At 60.2% G+C, this 20249-nt stretch carries 20 protein-coding genes; 10 read left to right on the top strand and 10 right to left on the bottom strand.

Going from position 1 to position 20249, the window contains the following annotated elements; translation table 11 throughout:
* The first annotated feature begins 166 nt into the window (after positions 1-166).
* On the top strand, positions 167-1153 hold the full coding sequence (locus K290_RS0105185) for a Gfo/Idh/MocA family protein (RefSeq protein WP_028750899.1): 987 nt from the start codon (positions 167-169) through the stop codon (positions 1151-1153).
* Positions 1154-1255: 102 nt separating this feature from the next.
* Here the strand turns inward: K290_RS0105185 and K290_RS0105190 are convergent, their stop codons facing one another.
* Positions 1256-1642 carry a GtrA family protein gene (locus K290_RS0105190; protein WP_028750900.1) on the bottom strand — a complete coding sequence of 129 codons (387 nt, stop codon included), beginning with the start codon at positions 1640-1642 and terminating at the stop codon, positions 1256-1258.
* Positions 1639-2652 carry a glycosyltransferase gene (locus tag K290_RS0105195; RefSeq protein ID WP_028750901.1) on the bottom strand — a complete coding sequence of 338 codons (1014 nt, stop codon included), beginning with the start codon at positions 2650-2652 and terminating at the stop codon, positions 1639-1641. Before K290_RS0105195 ends, K290_RS0105190 begins: the two co-directional genes overlap by 4 nt.
* 241 nt (positions 2653-2893) lie before the next feature.
* Here K290_RS0105195 and K290_RS0105200 point away from each other — a divergent pair, with 241 nt between their 5' ends.
* A complete protein-coding gene (locus K290_RS0105200; protein ID WP_028750902.1) occupies positions 2894-4726 on the top strand; it encodes a hypothetical protein in 1833 nt (610 codons plus the stop codon).
* Between the two features lie 50 nt (positions 4727-4776).
* The gene (locus tag K290_RS0105205; protein WP_037134995.1) at positions 4777-5334 is read left to right on the top strand and encodes an RES domain-containing protein; all 558 of its coding nucleotides are present in this window, start codon (positions 4777-4779) and stop codon (positions 5332-5334) included.
* 23 nt (positions 5335-5357) lie between these two features.
* Here the strand turns inward: K290_RS0105205 and K290_RS0105210 are convergent, their stop codons facing one another.
* Positions 5358-5585, bottom strand: a complete 228-nt coding sequence (locus tag K290_RS0105210; protein WP_028750904.1) for a hypothetical protein — start codon at positions 5583-5585, stop codon at positions 5358-5360.
* Positions 5586-5820: 235 nt separating this feature from the next.
* Here K290_RS0105210 and xseA point away from each other — a divergent pair, with 235 nt between their 5' ends.
* The 3 genes from xseA (at position 5821) to K290_RS0105225 (ending at position 9237) form a co-directional block, all read left to right on the top strand.
* Positions 5821-7437 carry an exodeoxyribonuclease VII large subunit gene (gene xseA / locus K290_RS0105215; protein WP_028750905.1) on the top strand — a complete coding sequence of 539 codons (1617 nt, stop codon included), beginning with the start codon at positions 5821-5823 and terminating at the stop codon, positions 7435-7437.
* Positions 7437-8033, top strand: coding sequence for an NAD(P)H-dependent oxidoreductase (locus K290_RS0105220; RefSeq protein ID WP_028750906.1), 597 nt, complete (start codon positions 7437-7439; stop codon positions 8031-8033). The genes xseA and K290_RS0105220 overlap by 1 nt, the downstream gene beginning before the upstream one ends.
* Before the next feature lie 94 nt (positions 8034-8127).
* Positions 8128-9237 (top strand): endonuclease/exonuclease/phosphatase family protein, encoded by a 1110-nt coding sequence (locus K290_RS0105225; protein ID WP_028750907.1) that lies wholly within the window; start codon positions 8128-8130, stop codon positions 9235-9237.
* A gap of 38 nt (positions 9238-9275) precedes the next feature.
* On the opposite strand, the gene K290_RS0105230 is transcribed toward K290_RS0105225, so the two are convergent.
* From K290_RS0105230 to K290_RS0105250, 6 genes are all read right to left on the bottom strand, one after another.
* A complete protein-coding gene (locus K290_RS0105230) occupies positions 9276-10529 on the bottom strand; it encodes an aminopeptidase (RefSeq protein WP_028750908.1) in 1254 nt (417 codons plus the stop codon).
* 92 nt (positions 10530-10621) lie between these two features.
* On the bottom strand, positions 10622-11095 hold the full coding sequence (gene ybaK / locus K290_RS0105235) for a Cys-tRNA(Pro) deacylase (protein WP_028750909.1): 474 nt from the start codon (positions 11093-11095) through the stop codon (positions 10622-10624).
* Between the two features lie 10 nt (positions 11096-11105).
* The gene (locus tag K290_RS0105240) at positions 11106-11462 is read right to left on the bottom strand and encodes an ArsC family reductase (protein ID WP_028750910.1); all 357 of its coding nucleotides are present in this window, start codon (positions 11460-11462) and stop codon (positions 11106-11108) included.
* 98 nt (positions 11463-11560) lie between these two features.
* Positions 11561-12562: a M14 family zinc carboxypeptidase gene (locus tag K290_RS0105245; RefSeq protein ID WP_245276490.1), complete on the bottom strand. Its 1002-nt coding sequence runs from the start codon at positions 12560-12562 to the stop codon at positions 11561-11563.
* A complete protein-coding gene (locus K290_RS38240; RefSeq protein ID WP_280749171.1) occupies positions 12456-13145 on the bottom strand; it encodes an MFS transporter in 690 nt (229 codons plus the stop codon). The genes K290_RS0105245 and K290_RS38240 overlap by 107 nt, the downstream gene beginning before the upstream one ends.
* A 61-nt stretch (positions 13146-13206) precedes the next feature.
* Complete coding sequence (locus tag K290_RS0105250) at positions 13207-14181, bottom strand: quinone oxidoreductase family protein (protein ID WP_028750912.1); 975 nt, start codon at positions 14179-14181, stop codon at positions 13207-13209.
* Positions 14182-14242: 61 nt separating this feature from the next.
* Between K290_RS0105250 and K290_RS0105255 the strand changes: the two genes are divergently transcribed.
* Both K290_RS0105255 and K290_RS0105260 read left to right on the top strand, forming a co-directional pair.
* A complete protein-coding gene (locus K290_RS0105255) occupies positions 14243-15154 on the top strand; it encodes a LysR family transcriptional regulator (protein WP_245276482.1) in 912 nt (303 codons plus the stop codon).
* Positions 15155-15245: 91 nt separating this feature from the next.
* Positions 15246-16892 (top strand): SulP family inorganic anion transporter, encoded by a 1647-nt coding sequence (locus K290_RS0105260; RefSeq protein ID WP_028750914.1) that lies wholly within the window; start codon positions 15246-15248, stop codon positions 16890-16892.
* On the opposite strand, the gene K290_RS38925 is transcribed toward K290_RS0105260, so the two are convergent.
* The gene (locus tag K290_RS38925; protein WP_081670231.1) at positions 16884-17501 is read right to left on the bottom strand and encodes a 2'-5' RNA ligase family protein; all 618 of its coding nucleotides are present in this window, start codon (positions 17499-17501) and stop codon (positions 16884-16886) included. The genes K290_RS0105260 and K290_RS38925 overlap by 9 nt on opposite strands.
* Before the next feature lie 131 nt (positions 17502-17632).
* Here K290_RS38925 and K290_RS0105270 point away from each other — a divergent pair, with 131 nt between their 5' ends.
* Together K290_RS0105270 and K290_RS0105280 are read left to right on the top strand one after the other, a co-directional pair.
* Positions 17633-18604, top strand: a complete 972-nt coding sequence (locus tag K290_RS0105270) for an IS1595 family transposase (protein ID WP_028750916.1) — start codon at positions 17633-17635, stop codon at positions 18602-18604.
* 575 nt (positions 18605-19179) lie between these two features.
* Positions 19180-20109 carry a hypothetical protein gene (locus tag K290_RS0105280; protein WP_028750917.1) on the top strand — a complete coding sequence of 310 codons (930 nt, stop codon included), beginning with the start codon at positions 19180-19182 and terminating at the stop codon, positions 20107-20109.
* Positions 20110-20249 lie beyond the last annotated feature (140 nt).

Below are 20249 nucleotides of genomic sequence, written 5' to 3' on the forward strand. Positions count from 1 at the left end.
ATTGCGCCTTGGATAAGGGCCGAATAAAGTTGCCTCCGGTTCTATCGCGAGCGAGATGACTCTTCGTTTCGTTCCATCCATCACTTTCACAAGGTCCTATCCGAAAGCCGCGCGCTTTCTGCCCTGCGGTTGTTTGCTTCGGGATCGTGCTCCAGGAGGAAAAGTCATGCTGCGTTTCGGAATCTTATCGACCGCAAAGATCGGCCGCGAACTGGTCGTGCCGGCTATTCAGGATGCGGAAAATTGTGTGGTGACGGCGATCGCCAGCCGTGACCTTGCACGCGCCCGTGAAATGGCCGATCGCTTTTCCGTGCCGCATGCTTTCGGCTCCTATGAGGAAATGCTTGCCTCCGATACGATCGATGCCGTCTATATTCCGCTGCCGACCTCGCAGCATGTCGAATGGACGATCAAGGCGGCCGATGCCGGCAAGCATGTGCTCTGCGAAAAGCCGATTGCGCTGAAGGCCGATGAGATCGACGGCCTGATCGCTGCTCGCGACCGCAACAAGGTGCTGGTGACGGAAGCCTATATGGTCACCTATGCGCCGGTCTGGCAGAAAGTGCGCTCGCTGCTGGCAGCCGGCGCCATCGGCCGGTTGCGCCATATCCAGGGCGCCTTCACCTATTTCAACCGCGATGCCGGCAACATGCGCAACATCCCGGAACTCGGCGGCGGCGGCCTGCCGGATATCGGCGTCTATCCGACGATCAGCACCCGCTTCGTCACCGGCCGCGAACCCCTGCGCATCCAGGCGGTCACCGAGCACGATCCGGAATTCGGCACGGACATCTATTCCAGCGTCAAGGCCGATTTCGGCGATTTCGAACTGACCTTTTATATCGCAACGCAGATGGCTGCCCGCCAAGTCATGGTTTTCCACGGCACGGATGGTTTCATCGAGGTGAAATCCCCCTTCAATGCCGATCGTTATGGCGCCGAGGAGCTGGAGTTGACCAATCGCGGCCACTCGGAATCGCAGATCTTCCGTTTTCCTGATAGCCGTCAGTACAAGCGCGAGGCGGAGGCTTTCGCCTCAGCGGCATTGGGCAAGGGCACGGAAGTCGTGACGCTCGAAAGCTCGAAGCTCAACCAGAAGGTCATCGACGCCATCTATCGCGCCAGCGAGAAGGATGGCTGGGAGCCGGTCTGAGCTGGTCTACAGCATGATCCCAAAAAGTGTGTGGCGGTTTTTGGATAAGATCCTGCAAAATCAAAGAGATAGAGCGTGATGACGATTCGAAGAAAACACGCTCTAGGGATTTTGCCGGTGGCGGAAGACGAAGCGCGAATAGCCGAAGAAGCTGAACGCGGTCGCGGCAGCCGACGCCAGGATCAGCGCTATGATCGGCTGAAGCGTCGGCATGGAGACAAGCAGCGAGCTGAACAGGGCGTAGTTCAGCAATGCCGAGGTCAAGCCGACCGAACCATACCGGAAGCCTTCGGCTGCCAGCGAAAGGTTGGAACGGCCGAAGGTAAAATTACGGTTGAGAAACCAGGTGGCGAGCAGCGCGCTCGGTATGGAAAGGGCTCTGCCGACGAAAGGGCCGAACGGCGTGAACCAGAGCAGCAAATGCAGCACGCCCGCATCGACCACGAAGCCAACGCCGCCGGCGATCAGGAAGCGCAGAAGCTTCTTCATGCAGCCTTGGCCTTTTTCCTCCGGCTCGCCGGCTTTTCGTGCTCGGTGATATAGACCGTTCGCTCATCGCCAATCTGCCGGGAAGCCGGCTTGGCGAGGCTCATATAGTGGATGCGAAGCTGTTCGGCGCGAGCCCGTGCGACGGAGTCGAGGATCAGTCCGGCCGTGAACAGCATGAAGGAAATCATCATCAGCGCCATGGACAGCACCCAGGTGGGCATGCGGGCGACCAGGCCGGTTTCGAAATATTCGACGAGGACCGGGATCATGAAGCCGATGCTCGCCTCCATGAAAATGGCGCCCAGAATGCCGAAGAAGGCGAAGGGACGTGTTTCCTTCATCAGCATCGCGAACATCCAAAGAATCTTCCAGCCGTCGCGGAAGGTCGAAAGCTTGGAATGCGAACCCTCCGGCCGCCGGCCGTAATCGAGTTCCAGCTCGCTGACGGGCAGCTTCAGCCGCGAGGCATGCACCGACATTTCCGTCTCGATCTCGAAACCGCCGGATACGGCTGGAAAACTTTTGACGAAACGCCGGGAGAAAGCGCGATAGCCGGAAAAAATATCGGTGAAGTCGGTGCCGAAGATCGTACGGTAAAGCCAGTTGAAGATCCTGTTGCCGAAGGCATGGCCCTGCCGGCCGGCATCGTCATGCACGCCCCGGCGCGTGCCCACCACCATGTCGGAGCCTTCCGTCAGAAGCGTGCGGATCAGTTCCTCCGCATCCTCAGGCGCATAGGTGCCGTCGCCGTCGGCCATGATGTAGATGTCTGCGTCGATATCGGCAAACATGCGGCGCACCACATGGCCCTTACCTTGGCGGCGCTCGCGAACGACCGTCGCGCCCGCAAGCATGGCATGCAGCGCCGTACCATCGGTGGAGTTGTTGTCGTAGACGTAGATACCGGCCGTCGGCAGCGCCTCACGGAAGCCACGCACGACCTGGCCGATCGTCGCGGCCTCGTTGTAGCAGGGCAGGAGAACGGCAATGTTCAGGTTCTCACTCCACATGGTTTCTGGCCAATTCTTACGCATGACGTTCACATGAGGCCTCGACAGATATTCGAATGAGAACTTATCCCGCTGCGCGTTAATAAGACCCTATGGCTGCGGGTGAAAAATGGCGGGTTGTGAGCTCTGCGGGAACATTATCGTGATATCGGCTGCCATGTGCTCCCGCTTTACGTTTTCTTGATCGGCGCCCATTAGCGTGACGCCATTGCATGTCCTTCAAACACGGGGTTTCATCGAGATGGTGCAGGCGGTGGGAATATCGCGCGGATCGGCATTGACGGTTACGCAGACAGCGTCTTCGCGCTGGTCGCGGCTGACGCTCGTCTCGCTGATCTACAGCGTCATCGTCATCGCCGCCCTGCTGATCCTCAATCGTCACGCTACGGACTATGTCGGCCCCGACAATGACGACATGCTGCGTCTCGTCGAAGTGCGCGATTTGCTCGGAGGCCAAGGTTGGTTCGATATGGTGCAATATCGCCTCGGCCTGGATGGTGGAACGCTGATGCATTGGTCGCGCTTCATCGACTTGCCGATCGCCGGCCTGATCACCTTCTTTAGGCTGTTTCTGGCGCCGGAAGGCGCGGAGGCTGCGGCGCTTACGATTTGGCCGCTGATGCTGGTGCTGCCGCTGATGTTCTCCATGGGCCTGGTCGGACGCCGCATTGCCGGCACGGAAGGCATGCATTTCTCGCTCGGCCTGACGGCGCTCTTCATTTTGGTGTCGAGCCGTTTCAAGCCGGGTTCCATCGATCATGACAATGTGCAGCTCGGGCTTGTGGCGCTCACCGTCGCCATGCTGGCCGACGAGAGTTACAGGCCGCGAAATTTCGTCATCGCGGCTATCGCCCTTGCCATCGCCCTCGGCATCGGCGCGGAAACCACGCCGTTCGTCGCCGTCGCCTGCATGGCGGTCGCCGGGCTTTGGGCCTGGGATGGCGAAATTTTCGCGCCCGCCGCCCGCGCCTTCGCTTTGACGCTGACGATCGCCGTCAGCGCCGCGTTCTTCGCGCTGGTGCCGCCGCATCTCTATTCCGCCGTCACCTGCGACAATCTCTCGCTGGGCTTCTACAGCATCACCAGCATCGGCGGCGCCGGCCTGTTGTTATCAGCACTCTTCGCCAGCCGTCTGTCGCGCCCCTGGCGTTTGGCCGTGCTGGCGGCCAATGGCGCCGTCGTCTTCGCCACGACGCTGGCGATCGCGCCGCAATGCCTGCGCAATCCGCTCGCCGATCTCGACCCGTTGCTGGTGCAACTATGGTTGAACAGCGTCTCCGAAGCGCAGTCGATCCTGTCCTTGGCCCGTCATCAGCCGGAAACGCTTGGCGCCTTCTATGCCACCGGCTTCATGGCGATCGTCGTCTGCCTCTTCCGCATGATACGTGGCGAGCGCGCCCGGTTGCATTTCGTTCTTCTGGCTCTGGTCGGCGTCAATTGGATCATTGCCCTGGTACAGGTGCGCGGCGCCGAGTTTTCCAATCTGCTCGCCATTCCGCCGCTTGCGCTGCTGCTGGCCGAACTTCGCCGCATCTCCGCCGCGGATACCGAAGATATGGGCGCAGCTTTCTTCTATGTCGCCGCGACGCTGCTCTCGGTGCCCGCCGTCTGGGCTGTCGGCGGCACGCTTGCCAACAACGGCATCGCGAACAGCTTCTCCGCACCGGTCGCCAAGGCGGAAGAGACGGGGGTATGCATCTCAAAAGACGCGTTGGCGCCGCTCGCCGGTCTGGCTCCGGGCGTCGTTTCCGCGCCGTCCAACATGGGTTCGCCCATCCTGCGCTTCACGCCGCATCGGGTGCTCTCCGGTCCCTATCATCGCGATCAAGGTGGCATGCTGACCGAGTTGCACATCGGCCTTGCGGAGCCGAAGGAAGCGGAAGCCTTCCTGCGCGGCGCCCATGTAACGTTGCTTGCCTTTTGCCCCAGCGATCCGCAAGTGCAAGAAGTTTCCAAGCTGAAGCCGGACGGACTCTATGCTCAACTTGGCCAGGGGCATGTGCCCGCCTATCTTCAGCCGATCGCAGTTGCGAAGTCGGACGTGCAGTTCTTCCGGTTCGCACCGGCGGATTGACGGTGGTCCAGATAGCCTGTGTTTTTTAGCTGTCTGATCAACGGGGCCTTATGGAAGAGCAGTCGTCAGCAAATGAATCGTCCAGCCTCTTTCGTAAGGTGAGCGGGCGCTTCTTTCGTTCCGTACTTGTCGAACGCCTCGATCATGTCCTTGATCCTCCGGACAAGACGAGTGCAGGCCGCTATCATCGGCTTGGCCAGCCCGCACTCTATATAAGCGCTTCGCCTGAGTGGGCGATCATGGCAATTTCAGGTTATATGCGGGAAGACGGACGGCGACGCGTTGTTGTGCCGTTGTTTGTGAGCAATGCATTTGTACTCGATCAGCACGATGAGCAGGCCTGTGAACGGCTCGGCATCGATCGGAATGCCTCCAATTTACCCTGGCGCCCGACATTGGCCGCTGGCGAGGAACCGCCCTCATGGCGCACGGCCGATGCTGCCAGAGCGGCCGGCGCCGACGGCATTATCGATCGATCAAGATTGATCCCCGGTGGTTGGCATCTCAATCTGTTTCGCTGGAATACGCTCGGCGGTCCATCCGTCGAGGTGAGCGGTGATCCGGTTGAGATCACATTGTCAGACGACGGCCCGAAGTGGGGTCTGTAGCGAAAGTGCCATGCACGCCCGGATCAGGCCCTGCGCCGCTCCAGGGCATCTAGTGTGACGAGATAACCGATAAAGCCGAGGTTGTAGCCGCCGAGTGCGACGAACAAGGTCATCAGAGGCGGAGGAACCGCCGAGCCGGCAACGGCTGCCATGAAGGCGATGCTGATCAGGGCCGCGCCCAGGATCGAACCGATCGCCGAACGCTGCAGGCCGGCCGCAATTCCGATGATCATGGCGGTTACGAATATCATCGCTCCACCTCCTCTTTACCAAAAACAAGTTTGCACAGAATTGCACGCGGATGGCTAAGAAAGGCTTTTGGGATAGGGTTAACGCATGATGAAGCTCATTGTGCCGTGCGTCCTGTTGGGACGGACAAAAGACGCAGCAGCGCTTTAGATCTGCGCATAATCCTTTCCTCAAATCGATTCCGATTTAAGGGGTATATGGCTCCGCATTTACGGCGACTTCGGATAAAAAGACCATATGAGCAGCTTCTTTGAGAGTGATTCGCCGACGAATCTCGCCGAATATTCCGTCTCGGAATTATCCGGATCGATTAAGCGTACCGTCGAGAGCGCCTTCGATCAGGTGCGTGTGCGCGGAGAAATTTCCGGTTATCGCGGACCGCATTCCTCCGGCCACGCCTATTTTTCGCTGAAGGATGACCGGGCCCGCATTGACGCGGTGGTCTGGAAAGGCACATTCTCCAAGCTGAAATTCCGCCCCGAAGAGGGAATGGAAGTCATCGCCACCGGCAAGGTGACGACCTTCCCGGGCTCCTCGAAATACCAGATCGTCATCGAAACGCTGGAGCCGGCGGGCGCCGGTGCGCTGATGGCTCTGTTGGAGGAACGCAAGCGCAAGCTCGGCGCCGAGGGCCTGTTTGATGCCGACCGCAAGCGTCGGCCTCCTTTCTTGCCCAAGGTCATCGGTGTCGTCACCTCGCCGACGGGCGCGGTGATCCGCGATATCCTGCACCGCATCTCCGATCGTTTCCCCGTGCATGTTCTGGTGTGGCCGGTGAAGGTGCAAGGTGACGGCTCAGGCGATGAGGTGGCGAATGCCATCCGCGGCTTCAACGAGTTTGCGCCCGGAGGCGCCGTTCCCCGTCCTGACGTGCTGATCGTCGCCCGTGGCGGCGGCAGTCTGGAGGATCTCTGGAGCTTCAACGACGAAGCCGTCGTCCGCGCCGCGGCGGCGAGCGAGATCCCATTGATCTCCGCCGTCGGTCACGAGACCGACTGGACCCTGATCGATTATGCCGCCGATATCCGCGCCCCGACGCCGACCGGAGCTGCGGAAATGGCCGTGCCGGTCAAGGCTGAGCTCGAGGCGCAGCTCGCAAGCCTGGCCGCCCGCCTGCGGGGCGGTATCGGCCGGCAAATGGATCATCGCCGGCAGGCGGTGCGTTCGCTGCTTCGGGCCTTACCGTCGCTCGACCAGCTTCTGGCCCTGCCGCGCCGCCGCTTCGATGAGGCTGCCGCCGGCCTCGGCCGCGGGCTGGAGCTGAACACGCTCAACAAGCGCCGCTCTTTCGAACGCACCGCCTCGCATCTGCGGCCCGACGTGCTGTCGAACCGCATTGTCGAGCGCCGGCAGATGCTCGGCGAGAGGATGAGCCGCGCCGAACGCACCGTCGAGCGAATGATCGATCGTGCCCGCGCTCGTATCGGCCGCGCGGACGCCGTTTTCGCCACACTTCCGTCGCGGCTGGCGGCGCAGACTGGCCGCGCCCGCGATCATCTCGGCAATCTTTGTCGCCATGCCGACACCGCGATACGTCATCAGCTCGTGCGGGCGCGTGGTGAGTTGGTGGCCCAGGAGCGGATCCTGCAATCGCTGTCCTACAAAAATGTCTTAAAGCGCGGCTATGCAGTCGTGCGCGACGAGGCCGACCGGCCGGTTTCGCTGGCAGCGGCGCTTGCCACAGGCGCGGCGATTTCGATCGAATTCGCCGATGGCCGCGTCGGCGCAGTTACCGGCGACAGCCCCGCCGCTCCTTCGCCGATGGTACCGCCGGCAGACACGTCGCCGCAGAAGAAGCGGACAGCGAAACCGGCTGATGCAGCCGACCCGCCGAAACAGGGAAGCCTGTTCTGATGCGCATCCTCCTCGTGCTCGCTCATCCGCTGGAGGATAGCTTTGCCGCTGCGGTGGCGAAAACGGCGGAGGAGGCGCTTGTCGCCGGCGGGCATGAGGTGGATCTGCTCGATCTCTACCGCGAGGATTTCGACCCGCGGCTGTCCAAAGCCGAGCGGCGCGGTTACTTCGATCAGCCCTATGATACCCATGCCGTCGAGAACATCGTCGCGCGGCTGAGGGCAGCCGACGGGCTGATGCTGGTCTTTCCGCAATGGTGGTTCAATTTTCCCGCTATCCTCAAGGGCTTCTTCGATCGGGTCTTCGCTCCCGGCATCGCTTTCCGCCACGATCCAGCCGGCGGCCGCATCGTGCCGCAGTTGAGCAATATCCGGCTGTTCTGGGCGCTGACGACCACCGGTTCTCCGTGGTGGGTCGTGCACCTCTATATGGGCAATCCCGTGCGCCGGCTTCTGAAACGCGGCATTGCCGCCTTCTGCGCAAAACACCTCGATTTCCGTATGTTGACCCTGCACGACATGGATCGGATCGGCGAAGCCAAGCGTCGTGCTCACCTTTCTCGCGTCAGGAATGCCCTGGCAGCGCTTTCGCCTTGATCTAGCTAATCCCCGCACCATCAATTCGGCTGATATGCGGTTTTGGCGGCGGTATGTTATTCTAACGCCATGTTTTTTCGAGGAGGGCCATACGATGAGGCTGGCCTCTTACAACGTCGAAAATCTGTTCGATCGCGCCAAGGCGATGAATCTCGATAGCTGGGAGGAAGGCCGTCCGATCCTGGAGAAATTCGCCGCCCTTGAAGGCCTGCTCGGCCAGGCGAGCTACAGCGACGCCGATCGACGAAGGATGACGGAACTGATCGTCGCGCTTGGCCTGGAGAGAAGCGACACCGGCCCCTTCGTACTTCTACGACGCAATCGCGGTGCGCTATTGACGCGGCCGAAAACTGGTGGCGTCGTCGTCATTGCCGAGGGCCGCGCCGATTGGGTTGGCTCGCTGGAATTGCGCGAGGAGCCGGTGGATGAAGAGGCGATGCGCAACACGGCCCGTGTCATGAGCGATGTCAATGCCGATGTGCTGGGTATTATCGAAGTCGAAGGCCGCCCGGCGCTGGCATCTTTCAATTCATTGATCGTACCGTCGGTCGGCGGCGACCCTTTCACGCATGTCATGGTGATCGACGGCAATGACGAGCGCGGCATCGATGTCGGCCTCATGACGCGGAAAGATTTCCCGATCGATATCATGCGCAGCCATGTCGATGATCGCATGCCGGATGGTTCGCTGATCTTCCCACGGGATTGCGCCGAATACCGCGTGACGACGCCCGCTGGCGCGACGCTCGTCGTTCTGGTGAATCATTTCAAGAGCAAAGGCTACGGCGGCGTGCAAGCTTCCGATGCCCGCCGCAGGACTCAGGCCAAGCGGGCGCGGGAAATCTACGAGGCGCTGCTGACGGAAGGTGTCGACTACATTGCCTTGATCGGCGATCTCAACGACTTTCCCGACAGCCAGCCGTTGAAGCCGCTGACCACCAGCACCCTGAAGGATGCCTTCGCCCATCCGGACTTCGATGATGGCGGCTATCCCGGCACCTACGGCCTCTGCAAAACCACCGGCAAGATCGACTATCTTTTCCTGTCGCCGACGCTTTTCGACAAGATTCAAGGGGGCGGTGTTTTCCGCAAAGGCCTATGGCCTGGTTCGCGCCCGAAGCGCTGGGAGGTCTATCCGCAACTCACGGCGGAGAAGCAGGGCGCATCGGATCATGCCGCCGTGTGGGTGGACCTGGATATTTGAAGATACCCTCGCTCCATCGAAGCGAAGCTATTGATGGCTTACGCCCACTCGCCCCCGCGCATGACCGGCACGCGTGAGCCGTCGAGTTTGATGCCGTCGATATCCACCTTGTCGGAGCCAATCATCCAGTCGATGTGAATGAGGCTCGAATTGCCGCCCTGGGCCTTGATCTGTTCCTGGCTCAACGTCGCGCCGTCGATGAAGCATTTGGAATAGCATTGGCCGAGCGCGATGTGGCAGGAGGCATTTTCGTCGAACAGCGTGTTGTAGAACAGGATGCCGCTGGCCGAGATCGGCGAGGAATGCGGCACCAATGCCACTTCGCCGAGGCGCCGCGCGCCTTCGTCGGTATCGAGCACCTTGTTCAATACTTCTTCGCCGCGCGTTGCCTTCGCCTCGACGATGCGACCGCCTTCGAAGCGAACCCGGATATTGTCGATCAGCGTGCCCTGATGCGAGAGCGGCTTAGTCGAGGAGACATGACCTTCGACACGCAGTGCATGCGGCGTGGTGAACACCTCCTCGGTCGGGATGTTCGGATTGCAGGTGACACCGTTCTTGGCGACCGAGGCGCCGCCATGCCATTCGTGGCCGTCGGCAAGGCCGATCTTCACATCGGTGCCCGGACCCTGGAAGTGTAGAGCGGCAAAGCGCTGGCCGTTCATCCAGGCCGAACGCTTGTGCAGATTGGCGTTGTGCTCGGCCCAGGCGCCGATTGGATCCGGCACGTCGACGCGCGAGGCGGCGAAGATCGCCTTGGCAAGCTTGGCGACGGCGATCCCTTCCGGGTCGTCCGGGAAGACCAGTTTCGCCCAGGAGGGATTCGGATAAGAGACAATGTTCCAATTGATGTCGAAATTGGAGATCTTTTCCAGCGCCGGCTTGTAGGCGGCAGAGTTGGCGCGATTGGCGCGCGCGACCTTGGCCGGGTCCTGGCCGGAGAGCAGCATCGGATTGTCGCCGGAGATGGCGAGCCGCGCGGCATTGTTGGCATAGGCCTTGGCCATACCTTCATAGAGCCAGTTCGAAGCGCGGTCGAAGCTGCCGTCATGGCCGTATTCGTAGCGGGCCAGCGTGGTCTCTTCGTCGGAGTAAAACGTGCTGACGAGACCGGCGCCGGCTTTATAGGCCTCGCGGGTGATCAACCGTACCAGCGGCATCGCCACGACCGGTGCGGTAATGACCAGATCCTGGCTCTTCTGCAGTTGCAGCCCGACCTTCACGGCCACTTCGGCAAGCTTTTCCAGCTTGGCGGGATCGACGGGATGATGGTTGGGCGAAGCGAACGTCATGGCAAAACCTGCGTGCTGAGGATCGGAACAACGGTCCCAGACTTAGACTTGTTTGCGCCGGAAATGAAGGCTGTTTTGTCTTTTTGCCACCATCAAGCAATCAACGGCGCGGCCTTCGCCTTCAAAATCGTCAACGCGTCCTGTGGGTTAAGACGCACCTGCAGGCCACGCTGGCCGCCGTTGATATAGACGTATGCCTCCGTCATCGCCTGTGCCTCGATCGCCGTCGGCACGGTCTTCTTCTGGCCGAAAGGACTGATTCCGCCGACATGATAACCCGTCAGCCGCTCGGCATCGGCAGGTTTCATCATGGCCGCCGATTTGCCGCCGAACGCGCCGGCGAGCTTCTTCATGCTGACCGCACGATCTGACGGAACGAGCACGCAGACCGGCTTGCCATCCACCTCAGCCATCAACGTCTTCAGCACCCGATGGGGCTCCTCGCCCAACGCTTCCGCCGCCTGCATGCCGACACGCTCGGCATTCGGATCGTAATCATAGGTACGGACGGTGAAGGCAACCTTGGCCTCAGTCAGCACCTGGGTGGCACGGGTGGTTTTGGACATGGCGCAGCCCTTATGCATCTACCTCGAAGGCACCCGCATAGATCTCCGGCTTGAATCCGATTAGCAATTTGCCATCGGCTTCCAACACCGGGCGCTTGATCATCGAAGGTTGGGCCAGCATCAAAGTGATGGCTTTGTCTTTGGTGAGGTCGGCGCGATCTTCTTCGGGAAGGGCTCTGAAGGTGGTGCCGGCGCGGTTCAGCACGGTTTCCCAGCCGGCCTGCGAGGTCCAGCGTTCCAGATGGTCGCGGTCTATGCCGACAGCCTTGTAATCGTGGAAATCGTAGGCGATGCCGTGGCCTTCCAGCCACGTCCGCGCCTTCTTCATCGTGTCGCAATTCTTGATGCCGTAAATCTTGATCGTCATGCCGAATCCGTTGCTTGCCGTGCGCCATCGCATAACACGCAAATGGAGATGAGCGAAAGCCGGGCAGGGCTCGACGGTTCGGACGTCTGCTAAGTGCCTCAGTCTTCCAGCGTTCCCGGCTTGCGGGCCGCCGTGCTCGGCCTGTCGCAGGCGACTTTCATCAAGTCGCCGCGGCGGCGCACGAGCCGGTCGGAAACCCGGGTGACGATGAGGCCGGCTTGCGGGGCATGCACATCGATCGTTCCATCCGGCATGCCAGGTGCGGTAATGATGGTCGCCAGCCGATCTCCTTCATTGACGCGTTCGCCGATATTGCGAAGGAAGAGCACGGTGCCGGCCTGCGGCGCACGGATCATCTCGACATTATCGAGCGGCACGGCCGGCCCCGCAAAGCTGGGCAGGCTCACGTGATCATCCCGCACTGCGCCACGGGCGGCGAGGAAACGCCAGAGCCCTTCGGCATCCCTCTTCGCCATCTCCGGATAGACATCGCGCGTGCCGCGCAATTCGACGGTGACGGACAGTTTTCCCGACAGATGCGCCTTCTTTTCGCCAGGCACTTCGTATTTCCAGGCGAAGCTGACAGCTTCCTCGAAGGCGGAGCTTTCACCATCCGATAGCAGGACTGCATCCATGTTCAGCGCTGCCGCCAGATCGGCAGCCTCCGGCCAGAAGGCCTCGTCGATATAGGCATATTGCAGGGATTCGTCGTCGCAGTGCAGGTCGATCACCAGATCGGCTCCGAGCGCCATGTGGATGAGCTGCCGCTTCAGCCGGTCCGCTGCCGGGTAGCGCTCCAGGTTTTCGAGCAGCAGATGACGGTCGCGCGCCGAGATCAGCGGAAAGTCGCGGTTGAAATTGGTGCGCGTGCCCAAATCGAAGCGGCCTTGCATCTCGCCGAAATGCGACTGTGCCGCGCCGATCGGATTGGCATGAGGCACGACGATGATATCGCTTAGAACCGTGCCTTCCGCTTCCGCTTGCCGTAGCCGCTCACAGAGGAAATGAGCCAGCGCAGTGCCCGGCAGTTCGCCCGCATGCAGCGCCGCTTGAATATAGATCTTCGGCGCGTCCGGCTTGCTGCCGGTAAAATGCAACACAGGCAACCGCCATGCGATCCCGGGCGTATCGCCGTCGATAGTGAGGTGCGTGATGTCCATGTGCTTCTCTCCTGCTTGCGATGGCCGATATCAAGTCGTAGCCGCCGCGCGCAAAAATTATGGGAAGGCGGCGCGCGGATGGATCAGAACTTGTTTCACCGCTTGCCGAAAAACAAGGGCTGCCGCGGCAACCTTTGTCGTTGCTTCCGCTATATCGACTGCCGCTCCTGCGCAGACTCATGATCAGGGCAAAGCTGAGCAGAACGGCGCCGGCACCGAGGAGAAAGGGCGCCGTGTAGCCGAACCGATTGGCAAGCAGGCCTGCGATGGGGCCGGTGCTTCCGAGCGCCAAATCCAGGAAAACCGAGTAGAGGCCGAGCGCAACGCCACGATTTTGCGCTGGAATGCGCGCCATCGCCTCATTGCCGAGCGCTGGAAAGATCGGTGCAAAGCCGGCTCCGGCGAGGGCTGCACCGATGATCGCAACGGTGGGCGAGGGCGCAAAGGCCAGCGCCATCAGCCCCAGGATCTCCAGCAACAGCGAGACACGTGCCAGCGGCAAGCCACCGAAGCGGGCGGTCAGCGGGAAGGGGCTTTGCCAAAGAAGGGAGGCAAGGCGACGATCGCGCCACCTTGCCCATGGTTCACATCGTCAGCACTACGCTTGCCGTCGTTCGCCCCGCCTCCAAGTCGGCATGCGCGCTGGCCGCATCTTTCAGCGCATATTCCGCGCCGATCGGATTGATCAGACCGGCCTGCAATTCCGCCATCAGCGCCTCGGCGCCCTGCCGGTAGAGACCGGGATCATTGGCGTAGGTCAGCACGCTCGGACGAGCAAGACCGATGGCGCGGGGCGCCGTCAGTTCCTCGATCTGGATCGGAGGAATGGGGCCGGCAGCCTGGCCGAGGCTCGCGACGATGCCAAAGGGCCGGACGGTAGCGAGTGTTTGCGACAACATCGCGCCGCCGATGCCGTCGATGGCGAAATGGACGCCCCTTCGGTCGGCGATACGGCGCGTCTCCTCCACCCAATCCTCGGAATTATGCAGCAAAACGGCATCGGCGCCGGCTTCATAGGCAAATCCCGCCTTGGCTTCCGAACCGACGGTGCCGATGACGTTGGCGCCGAGCCGCTTTGCCCAGCGCGTCACGATCTGCCCGATACCGCCGGCTGCCGCATGCACCAGAACCCATTCGCCCGGCTGCAGCGGATGGACCTTATGCAGCAGCATGTGGGCGGTGAGTCCGCGCAACATCGTGCTGCCGGCGAGCCTTTCGCTGACACCGTCGGGCAGCCGCACCAGCCGCGAGGCAGGCAGAGTCCGCACCTCGGCATAACTTCCGAGCGGATGGCCGACATAGGCGACACGATCGCCGACTGACAGACCCTCGACGCCGGAGCCGACCGCCTCCACCACGCCAGCGCCTTCGAAGCCGAGAACGGTCTGGCCGGGCGGCAGAGGATAAAGCCCGGAACGAACATAGATATCGACGAAATTGACGCCGGAAATGCTTTGGCGGATGCGGGCTTGCGCGGGTCCCGGCTCACTAGCGGCAAGATCGACGAGCGTCATGGTCTCAGGGCTGCCGGGGCCGGTTATGGCGATGGCTAGGGGCATTGAATAGTCTCCTTTCAGACGCGTTTTTTTGATCACAAAGTCGCGCCTGAATAAATTCGGTATGAACTCACCGCATCTGTGCAATATTGCACAGATGATCGATTGGCAGGACCTCCTTCACTTCGCCTCCCTGGCCCGTACCGGCTCACTCTCGGCGGCTGCGCGCGAGCTTGGCGTCGACCACGCCACGGTGGGCCGGCGGATCGCCGCGCTTGAGCGCACGCTGGACCTGCGCCTCGTCGACCGCCGGCCGCGCACCTCGCCGCTGACGGCCGACGGCCGGGCGATTGCCGAGCTGGTTGCCGGCATGGAGGACAATGTCGAAGCGATCAGACGCTATTCGAAGAGCGCGGTTGCGGGGCTTTCCGCCGCCGTCATGATCAGCGCGCCGCCTTCCATCGCCGCCCATCTCATCGCCCCAAAAGCGGTCGCCTTTCGCGCCGAACATCCCGATATCACGCTGACGATCGCCGGCGTCACCCGCCGCTCCGCTTTGAATTACGGAGAGGCCGATATTGCGGTGCGCATGTCACGCCCCGAGGAAAGCGATCTTCTGGTGCGGCGCATCGGCGTGATGCGCTTCGGGCTTTATGCTATCCCCGAAGTCGCGGCGACGCCGGAGGATAGCTGGGTCTTCATCGGTTGTGACGCGGCGCTCGATCATCTGACGCAGCAGACCTGGCTGCGCAGCCTGCTTGCGGGTCGCCCCATCGTTTTCCGTGCCGGCGATGTCTTCGGTCAGTTGCAAGCTGCGCTCGCCGGCCTCGGCGTCGTCGCGCTTCCCGCCTTCCTCGGCGACGGCGAAGCCGCCCTTACGCGTCTGCCGACGGAGATCCCGTCACCCACGCGAGACCTTTGGCTCGTGACTTATCCTGATCTTCGCCGTTCTCCGGCCATCCGCGCGGTGATGGATCTTGTCAGCGAGACGATCGGCAGAAGCTGTCCGCTGAGAGGGGCTGACGGCGCCGCCTGAGCCGACGGTTTGTCATGCTTACTTTCCTGTTGCAGCCTGCCAGCGAAACTCTACACCTAGACAGATTGGCGATTCCTGTAGTCGGTGATCGATGACGAAATTGAGCGGCTGGCACGCGATAAACAAAGCCGATGTGATCGCGGGCATATCGATTGCGGGGCTGATGCTGCCGGAAGCGGTCGCCTATGCGGGCATCGCAGGTCTGCCGCCGCATAGAGCGATCCTCGCCGGTATTGCCGGCTGTCTGGTCTACGCGATTTTCGGCCGCAGCCGCTTTGCCATCGTCTCGCCCACCTCTTCGTCCGCAGCCATTCTTGCGGCGACACTGGCGGTTGTTCCAGGCAATGCCACCGTCAAGGCCGGCCTCGCGACCATCGCCGTCGCCCTCGCCGGCATTCTCTTCGTCGTCGCCGCCGCCTTGCGCCTCGGCGGCATCACCGGCTTCATCTCGCGCCCGGTGTTACGGGGCTTTGCCCTGGGACTGGCGATTACCATCATCCTGCATCAGCTACCGATTCTCGTCGGCGTTCCCGTGCAAGGCTCCAATATTTTCAGCTATGCCGGCGCGCTCTTCGTGGCGATCCCGCGGTGGAATCCCGCAAGCGTCGCCGTCGGCATCGTGGCATTGGCCGCGCTGCTATTGCTGAAGCGCCTGCCGGGCTTTCCCGGCGCGTTCCTCGTGCTCGCTGCCGGCATCCTCGCCTCTTCTATCTTTGATCTCGGCGGCTATGCTGTCGAACTGGTCGGGACGATCGAGGTCCTGCCGCAATGGCCTTTGCTGCCCGATGCCGGTTGGACCGCTTATTCGCGGCTGGTGCAGTTCACCGTGCCGCTGGTGCTCATTCTCTTCGCCGAATCCTGGGGTACAATGCGGGCGTTGGCGCTGCGCTATGGCGATCCTCTGGAGGTTAATCGCGAGCTGGGTGCGCTGGGCTTTGCCAATATCGCCAGCGCCATCGTCCAGGGCATGCCTGTCGGCGCCGGCTTTTCCGCGGGTTTTGCCAGCGAGGCGGCGGGGGCGAAGACGCGCGCCACCGCTGTCTTTGCCGCCATCGGCCTTGCCATTCTGATCGCCTGCGCCGGGCCGCTGGTGGCCCGGCTGCCGGAGCCGGTGCTTGCTGCCGTGGTGATCGCCGCCCTTACACATGCGCTCGACCCCGGTCCGATCCTTCGCCTGCGGCGGCTCCATCGCGATTTCTATGTCGCGCTCGGCGCCGCAGGCGGCGTGCTGCTCTTTGGTGTCCTCAACGGCATGCTGCTGGCGATCGTGCTCTCGCTCGTCGCGATGATGCATCGATTGGCTTCCCCCTATGTCGCTCGGCTCGGGCGATTGGGGAGCAGCCACAATTTCGTCGACCTCAGCCGCCATCCGGAGGCGATGGAGACCCCTGGCATTGCCATCTGGCGCCCCGGCGAGCCGCTGTTTTTCGGCAATGCCGAAACGATTTTCGGTGAAATCCTCTCGCGCAGCCGCGGGGAAACAGGACTGAAGGCCGTGGTGCTCAGTCTGGAGGAAAGCTTCGATCTCGACAGCACTGCTCTCGACGCATTGACGGAGTTCGATGGCGCCATGCACATCGCCGGCATCCGCCTGCAATTTGCCCGCGTCCATGACCGCGTTCGTGATGCCATGGCGATAGCCGGAATCGAGGACCTTGAAAATCGCTGCAGCTTCAGCGTGGACGATGCGGCTGTGGTGGTCGGTGCGGTGGTGACGCATTCCGATGTATCAATTTAGAAGAGGCCATTGATCGATATATTCGTGCTTACTGAGACCTTGAAAGCTATTGACCAACACGAATTTTCGCACTGTCCATGTAATCGGCTTTTCCAACTCGACCCTTGGAACGGGCGTACGGCCGTACTGAAGAGTTATATGGGGCTGGTAGCCCGGATCCAGACAAACGGACAAGCCAGCCTCGTACACCGCGAGCCCGAGTTGAAGTTGAAGCCTTCTAAATTCCTTGACACCATCGGTTGGACAAAGAACCAGCGGATGCGACGGTTGGCGAAAACTGAGAACATGATCGAAAACCAAGGTGAACTCGCAGTGCTGTATGGTTTTCGCCGCTCTTACGGCGACGGCTGTGATGTCATTCCGTCGTTTCGGATATTTGCCAAAGCCATGGACAGAGACATGCCGAAGTCCTGGTGGTCTAGCCCTGCCTAGTAAGCGATAGCTTTGACCCAATATCACCAAAAGCTTATCTATTTCGTTGCCGACCGATTCATCAGGCAAAAGAGCGAAGTAAAGATTCTCCACTCGCTGATTTGTTAGTCCCTCTAGCGGAGGAGTCTCCGGTTCTGTCGGCCCGAAGGGAAACTGTGCTTGTCTAACGTCGAACATTTCATACCTCGCGGCTCAAGGCACGCCCTCACTCTCTTCTGCCGAGCTAATCTCATCAGTTTTCGTAAAGGCGATTATATATTTGACAAACCCAACTGAATGAGCGATAACAAACTCAAGGAGTTATCGCCATGTCTGTTTTGTCTCGTGCCTATTTCCATGATGAAGCCGCCGCTTTCGAGCATGTGGAAAGCATCCTGTGGCCTCAGGGTCCTGTTTGCCGCCACTGCGGCTCCGTGGATAAGCATTACAAACTGAATGGCGTTCGCACGAAGCCCTCAAAGAAGAACCCGGAAGGTTTGGAGCGCCACGGCCTTTACAAGTGCGGTGCGTGCCGTTCGCAATTCACTGTTCGCATGGGTACGATTTTCGAGGAAACCCATTTGCCGCTGCATAAGTGGCTACAGGCAATCCATCTGATGTGCTCTTCCAAGAAGGGCATTTCCGCTCACCAGCTCCATCGCGTTCTGGAATGCACCTACAAGACGGCTTGGTTCTTGGCCCACCGCATACGCGAGGCCATGCGTTCCGATGATTTCACCCCGATCGGTGGCAACGGTAAGGCCGTAGAGGTTGACGAAACCTACATCGGCCGCCTTGCTGGCATGGAAAAGCAGAAAAGCAGCGCTGCTCATAAGAACGTGGTGCTGACGCTTGTTGAGCGCGGCGGCATTGCCCGTTCGTTTCATATTGATAGCGCGTCGGTTGCCCGCGTCGTGCCGATCGTGAAGGCGAACATCGCCAAGGAAAGCATTCTGATGACCGACGAGGCCCGTCAGTACGTGACTGTAGGCAAGACGTTTTCCATGCACGGTTCTGTCGAGCACAGTGCCAAGGAATATGGGCGCACGGAATACATTGGCGCGGAAAAGGTGAAGATCAACACCAATACTGTCGAAGGCTTTTACAGCATCTTCAAGCGCGGCATGAAGGGTGTTTACCAGCATTGCGCAGAACATCACCTGCACCGCTATTTGGCGGAGTTCGACTTCCGCTATAGCAACCGGATCGCATTGGGGGTTGATGACACAACTCGTGCGCTCAATGCTCTCTTGGGCGCTAAAGGAAAGCGTCTGACATATCGCAGACCTGCTGCAATCTAAATCCCGCCACCGCAAACCGGTTCAACTGAGTTTGCCACTGTGGAAGGGCAAGTTCCCAAAGAAAAAGCCGGGAGACAAATAATGCTCCCGGCAAGTTGTTGACGATAAAGGCAAGCGGCTTAGCCGCTTAGGCCCGATTAGCGGCTACGAAAATGCCCGCAGACAGATTCGATCTTGCCGAAGCGGAAACGCTGATAAGGGTTAACCCAAACCATCTCGTTCTCCTTTCGTAAGGCGATTTGCCTTGAAAGAAGACGGCAGACGTGCGAATCTTTGAGTTGGAGTGGTCAAATGATCGCCGGGCGTCTACTGCCTCTTCCGATTACTTGGTCATCTGAGCCGCCTTTCCTGGTGCAAACAGGTTGGGCGGCTTTTTATTAGTCTCCCCTCTGACGCCAATGCCCAAAGCGTGAGGGGCTATTCCGATCTTGCTTCCACTGCCCTGCCTCAAATTTGTTGGCGGAATCGCCACGATTCGAATATCGCACTTAATTACTCTCGGCGCAATAGTCCTTGAGTAATTGCGGTTTCTCCTATACTCTTCCTTCGCTGAGAGATTGAGAATCGGAGATCCCATGAGTGACATCGCATCGAAGACAATTCGAAGCCCTAACTATCCAAGCATGTCTTTGCGTGACGCTCTGCAAGCGATCGGGAAAATTGAGTCTGTTTACCGATCAACCCCGGTGGATCGAGAAAGCGCCGCAAAGTTGATAGGGTACAGTTCCCTTAGCGGGCCAGCAGCGAAGGCTCTTGCTGCATTGGCGGCATACGGGTTGTTTGATCGTGCGGGAAAGGGAGAGGCTCGCGTGACGCCGCGTGCGATCGCTATTCTACATGCCTCAAACGATGACGAACGCCGGTTAAATCTTCTTGAGGCCGCGTCACAGCCTCCACTTTTTAGCGAACTACGTGACCGATTCTCAGGAATAGCCGTCCCTCCTGAGAGTGGTGTGCTGACATATCTCAACAGACAGGGGTTTAACCCTTCTGCTGTTCGCCCAGCAGCCAACGCGTTCTTAGAGACAATGCGGTTTGTCGAGGAACTGAAAGCAAGCGAAAGTCATGGCTCGAAGGTGTTAGAAGACATAGAATTTTCTGGACCGAAGGGCGGCTCGGATAAAACGTCCTTCGGTGGAGCGGCCATTGGCGATCTTATTCAATGGGAATCGCAAGGCGCGCTCCAGTTTCCAAGGCCTCTACGCGTCCGTTTCATATCCGATGATGGGGAATGGGTTGCGGTGGAGGGAAGCCAGACAGGTATTCCTATGAGTGAAGTTATCGTTGAATCTAAAGCGCCGTCTCAAAAGACAGGCCCTACATTCCATTTCCCTCAAGAGGAAGAATCCTTGAGCCCTGCACAGGGCGAAGTTGAGTGGATAAGGAGCCGATTGGGTGGTGACACGAACGTACGACTTCTGGTGAAGGGTGACATGGGACCCAAGGAGATCGGAAAGCTTATTCGGTTGCTGGAGGCCCAGAAACTTGTCCTCGAAGAAGACTGACTCTCAGACGCAGATCGACAAATTCCGCGAAGCTGCCCGCGAACTCGAAACGGACGACGACGAGAAGCGATTTGACGAGCATCTAGGTAAGATAGCCAGATCGCCCCCGCCGAAAGACCAAAAGCAGGAAACCAAGAAGC

This window comes from Rhizobium leucaenae USDA 9039 (assembly GCF_000426285.1).
In the GTDB taxonomy this organism is placed as follows: domain Bacteria; phylum Pseudomonadota; class Alphaproteobacteria; order Rhizobiales; family Rhizobiaceae; genus Rhizobium; species Rhizobium leucaenae.